Below are 4,866 nucleotides of genomic sequence, written 5' to 3' on the forward strand. Positions count from 1 at the left end.
TCTGCACAAAGACGCGGTATTGAGGGTGTAGCCTTGTATGAGATATGGCTAGATGAGAATGGTAACCAGATTAAACAGGTTTTGATTGAGTCTTCCGGCACAGAGTCGCTAGATGCCTCAGCACTTCGTGCGATCAAACAGTGGCAATTTACACCACATATTTCAGGTGGGCTAAAAGTCGCTCACCGAGTACAAGTACCTGTTCGTTTTAAGTTGGATGGATAATGGAACAACTACAAGAATTACAAACTCAATTTGGGCTGATGACATGGCCTTTGATCATTTGCTCAGCTCTAACGGTGATGATCATCGCCGAGCGATTATTCCATGTGTTAATTAGCCTTGGTGTAGGAAAGCGAGCCATTCGCCAAAAGCTCACAGGATTAGACCCAACAAATGGGAGCGAGCTTGAAGCACTTGCTGAAGAGTTGTCGAATAAGCGGCCGCTTCTGTACCGTGGTGTTGCGATGTTGCTTGCTCATCATTCTTTCTCGAAATCTTTAAGAGAGGATGCCGCAGGTATTTGGCTGCAAGAAAAACGCCATCAGCTGCATTCCGGCCTTCGTTTGCTGACGCTGATTGGCGTCATCAGCCCTTTAATTGGCTTGCTTGGTACGGTACTTGGCTTAATTGACATGTTTAAAGGCATCGCGGTTTCAACGGGGAATATCACTCCGAATGATTTGGCTGACGGCCTAGGTCTTGCTATGCGCACCACTGCCGCGGGTCTCATTATCGCACTTCCTGCCATTTCAGGAGCGCAGATCATTGGTTTGTGGGCGGATCGTGTAATCGCCAAGCTTGAGCACACTTTAAACTACGTCAACTTATGGCTTGAAGGTATCTCGTTACAGCATGTCTCGCCAGACCACTCAAAAGTAACACTGCGCTCTTCTGAGAAGATTGAGGCAGCAACTAAATGATTAAAACACCACAAGAAAATAGTCGTAACGGTTTAACCCCCGATTTAACACCGCTGTTAGACATTATTTTTATCGTCATGGTTTTCCTGATGTTAACCGCAGCGGTCAAACTCGATTCATTAGACGTCAATTTACCGAGCACAGAATCTCAGGCTGTTGCAGATGTCGATAAGCAATCCATCACGGTAAATATTCTTAAAGACGAGCCTTACTGGGCTATTAACGGCAAGACATATATCGATTGGGACAACTTTACCCTCGCGCTGTTAGAAGAGAGTAAGTCAAGCGATAAACCGATTGTAATTGGAGCAGAAAAAACCGCGAATATTCAGTCGCTAGTACAACTTCTCGGCTTTTTACAAGAAAACGGAATTCAAGCAACTCAGTTACTCACTGAAGAGCCATCATAAAAATAAGTAAGATAGAGATCCTTTCAAAATGAAGAACACACGCATCACTATTCATGCTGTTATCACGGCAGCTATTTCCCTACTCGCGAGTAGTCAACTTTTTGCCAATGAAACGCCATCCTCAGAGCGCGTTGTTAGCGCAGGCAGCGCCGTCACTGAACTCTTGCTTGAACTCGACGCTAAAGATAGCTTGGTTGCTATCGACGTCACCAGTCAATTACCAAAAGGGATGGAACTGCCTAAAGTGGGCTACCATCGTCGTCTTTCAGCGGAGGGGTTGCTCGCCTTACGTCCGACAAAAGTCATTGGTTCTGATGAGATGGGGCCGAAAACAACATTGAGCCAATTGAAATCGGCTGGCGTAGATGTAGAAATTGTTAATACTGATGCAAATGTCGAGGGCCTTTATCAACGTATTGATCAAATTGCGAACCTTATGGATCGCAAGGCTCAAGCTGAAAGCTTAAAGCAAGATGTCCAGGCGCAAGTACAAGCACTCAATGCAAACCAGCCTAATCAAGCAAAGAAAAAGAAAGTGCTCTTTCTGCTGATCCATGAAGGGCGACCTGCAAATGTTGCGGGCTCACAAACGACACCCGATGCAATTATTCAACTCGCCGGCGGACAAAACCCAGCCGCTACACAACTCTCGTCTTACAAGCCTCTATCCACAGAAGCGATGGTAGAGATGCAGCCTGACGTGATTCTTGTTAGTGGTCGCAGCTATGAAACGTTGGGTGGTGCCGATGCAATTTTAAAAGCAATGCCGCTTCTTGCTGCAACACCCGCTGGAAAGAACAAAGACATCATAACGATTGATGGCCATGCTCTGGTAGGTGGTTTGGGCCTTAAAAGCCTTGCAGAAGCTAAACGCTTGAATGCACTGCTTTACCCATAGAGACATGACATGTTGTTAAGACGCATCCCCCTTTCAACGACGTTATCAGTGCTTAGTGGATTTTTAGCATTTATTGCTATCGCCTCTATTACCGTTGGCCCAATGAACATTAGCTTTGCTGACAGTTTGCGTAGCCTAACGGGAGGCAGTTCTGATCTCGCTCCTCACATTCAGTTGGTCATTAACGAAATCCGATTGCCTCGCACCATTTTGTGTATGTTCATCGGCGCCATTTTGGCAATTTGTGGTGTGGTTATGCAGGGCTTGTTCCGTAACCCATTAGCCGAGCCTGGTATCATTGGTGTGTCTGCTGGCGCTGCTCTTGGTGGTGCATTCGCTATTGTTGTATTTGCTGAATTTAGCCAAAACTATCCGCAACTAATGAACTTAGCGGCTCTGCCTCTTTTTGCTTTCCTTGGCGGTGCACTAACGACTATTCTCGTTTATAAACTCGGCACAAGTAAGTTTGGTACCTCAGTTACAATTATGTTGTTAGCCGGCGTTGCCATCAGTGCGCTCTCGGGTGCTGCGATTGGCTACATGAACTTTATCGCAGATGATCAGATGCTGCGAGACTTGACGCTTTGGTCGATGGGCTCATTAGCTGGTGCAAATTGGTCAGGGATTGCTCTATCTGCTGTAACACTCGTCATCCTATTACTCTGGTTCCAGAAGAAGTCGATGGCGCTGAATGCTCTGTTGTTAGGGGAATCAGAAGCAAGACACTTAGGAGTTCCGGTTCAAAAACTCAAACGTCAGCTTATTTTACTTTCTGCACTGGGTGTTGGTATTACGGTGAGCATCAGTGGTGCAATTGGCTTTATTGGGCTCGTGATTCCTCACTTAGGGCGCATGCTCGCTGGGCCTGACCATCGAACGCTATTACCAATATCTGCCTTAATGGGAGCACTGCTTCTTACTGCCGCAGATATGTTTGCTCGTGTTGCCGTGGCACCAGCTGAATTACCAGTTGGAATCGTGACCGCATTGATTGGCGCGCCCTTTTTCATCTACTTATTGTTCCAGCAAAAAGGGAAGATTTTGTAATGAACCAGATCGTTTTATCGGGGAAAAACATTTCGATGACGTATGGCAACCGTGTGGTGCTCGATGACATCAACATTGATATCCGAGCTGGTGAAGTGACCGCCCTACTCGGCCCCAATGGCGCAGGTAAAAGTACTTTGCTCAAGCTTCTATGCGGTGAGATCTCTTCGAATCATCACATCACCTACTTCGGTAAACAAAAGCATGATTGGGAGCCTGAAAAAAGCGCCAAACATATTGCAATGCTCCCGCAGCACAGCACCTTAACCTTCCCATTTCTAGCCAGAGAAGTAGTAGAGCTGGGGGCAATACCGCTATCACTGTCCAATAAAGAAACCACTAAACTGGCTTTACATTACATGGAACAAACCGACGTATTGCATTTAGCAGAAAGCCTGTACCCGTCTTTATCTGGTGGAGAAAAGCAACGACTGCATCTAGCACGAGTGATGACACAACTACATCAATCTGGCGAAAAACGAATCTTAATGCTTGATGAACCTACCTCAGCGTTGGATCTCGCCCACCAACACAACACGTTAAAGATTGCTCGTGAAACGGCAAAAGCACAAAACGCAGCGGTGGTTGTGGTGTTACATGACTTGAATCTAGCCTCTCAGTACGCAGACCGCCTTGTACTCTTGCATAACGGGAAACTAGTTTGTGATGACACGCCATGGAATGCACTAACGTCAGAGCGCATTGAGCAAGTTTATGGCTATCGATCTATTGTGACAAAACATCCGACGCTAGACTTCCCTCAAGTGCATGCCGCAGCATAAAGCGTATCTCCTCTAAGCCGTCTCTAAAACACTTCGATACGACAAAGGCCCGCAATATGAGAGTTGCGGGCCTTTGCTTTGATAGTGGCAGAATTTGGTGCTTTAAAGGCTATTACTTGCTCATTTGGATCAATGATCGACCAATCAACCACTCAAGCTCTTTGTCACCACCCGCACCAAACTGGCTTTCAACCATTTTGTATAAGCGGTCAATACCATTAGCAGCAAATTCTTGCGCATTTTCAGCGGTGACAATGTGATGGAATAGCAGTCGTAAAATCGCGAGGAACTCAGCATCTTCCAGCGCTTTAATCCAACTTTGTGAAAATGCATTTAATCCTTTATCAAACTCTAAGTGTTCAATAAACATTTTAAAGATACGGCCATCCAGTGCGGCGGTGAAGTCCGTTTTCTTAGGGAAGTGATGGCTAATACCGGTACGCGATATACCTGTCTGCTGGCTTAGCGTCGTGTACGACATTTTGTCGTAACCTAATCTGAGTAGCTGATCAATAACGGCATCCATGATCTTTTGGATAGTGATTTCGGTATCTTCTTTACTACGCTTTGGCATATTTTAAGCTCTTCTCTTTGTAAATCCATCTAACTCACTATTAAATGAGGCCAGAATGAAATCATTCTTAGCATTATACCCGGCTCGCCGATGCGGTTCGATTAGCGAAAACCTAGAAATCAGGTTGCTAAGCGCTGCACTTGAAAGCGCTTTGGGTATATGTATTGCGACTATTTAATATCATGTCGAGTTCCAAACCATAACGTCTTTACACTGCGTAATGTGTAATTTT

General features: G+C 45.7%; 7 protein-coding genes. 6 read left to right on the top strand and 1 reads right to left on the bottom strand.

Annotated features, from left to right (window positions below; genetic code table 11):
• The 6 genes from IQR33_RS32110 to IQR33_RS02245 form a co-directional block, all read left to right on the top strand.
• A partial coding sequence (locus IQR33_RS32110; RefSeq protein ID WP_228013721.1) for an energy transducer TonB occupies positions 1 to 225 on the top strand: 225 nt, incomplete at its 5' end.
• The gene (locus IQR33_RS02225) at positions 225 to 923 is read left to right on the top strand and encodes a MotA/TolQ/ExbB proton channel family protein (RefSeq protein WP_005375324.1); all 699 of its coding nucleotides are present in this window, start codon (positions 225 to 227) and stop codon (positions 921 to 923) included. The genes IQR33_RS32110 and IQR33_RS02225, both read left to right, overlap by 1 nt.
• The gene (locus tag IQR33_RS02230; protein ID WP_005375322.1) at positions 920 to 1,333 is read left to right on the top strand and encodes an ExbD/TolR family protein; all 414 of its coding nucleotides are present in this window, start codon (positions 920 to 922) and stop codon (positions 1,331 to 1,333) included. Before IQR33_RS02225 ends, IQR33_RS02230 begins: the two co-directional genes overlap by 4 nt.
• A gap of 28 nt (positions 1,334 to 1,361) precedes the next feature.
• Positions 1,362 to 2,231: a heme/hemin ABC transporter substrate-binding protein gene (locus IQR33_RS02235; protein WP_193837189.1), complete on the top strand. Its 870-nt coding sequence runs from the start codon at positions 1,362 to 1,364 to the stop codon at positions 2,229 to 2,231.
• Between the two features lie 9 nt (positions 2,232 to 2,240).
• Positions 2,241 to 3,278, top strand: a complete 1,038-nt coding sequence (locus tag IQR33_RS02240) for a FecCD family ABC transporter permease (RefSeq protein WP_005375318.1) — start codon at positions 2,241 to 2,243, stop codon at positions 3,276 to 3,278.
• A complete protein-coding gene (locus tag IQR33_RS02245; RefSeq protein WP_005385036.1) occupies positions 3,278 to 4,060 on the top strand; it encodes a heme ABC transporter ATP-binding protein in 783 nt (260 codons plus the stop codon). Before IQR33_RS02240 ends, IQR33_RS02245 begins: the two co-directional genes overlap by 1 nt.
• 112 nt (positions 4,061 to 4,172) lie before the next feature.
• Here the strand turns inward: IQR33_RS02245 and IQR33_RS02250 are convergent, their stop codons facing one another.
• A complete protein-coding gene (locus IQR33_RS02250) occupies positions 4,173 to 4,634 on the bottom strand; it encodes a TetR/AcrR family transcriptional regulator (protein ID WP_005385033.1) in 462 nt (153 codons plus the stop codon).
• Positions 4,635 to 4,866 lie beyond the last annotated feature (232 nt).

The organism is Vibrio sp. OPT46 (genome assembly GCF_015163535.1).
Lineage (GTDB): Bacteria > Pseudomonadota > Gammaproteobacteria > Enterobacterales > Vibrionaceae > Vibrio > Vibrio alginolyticus.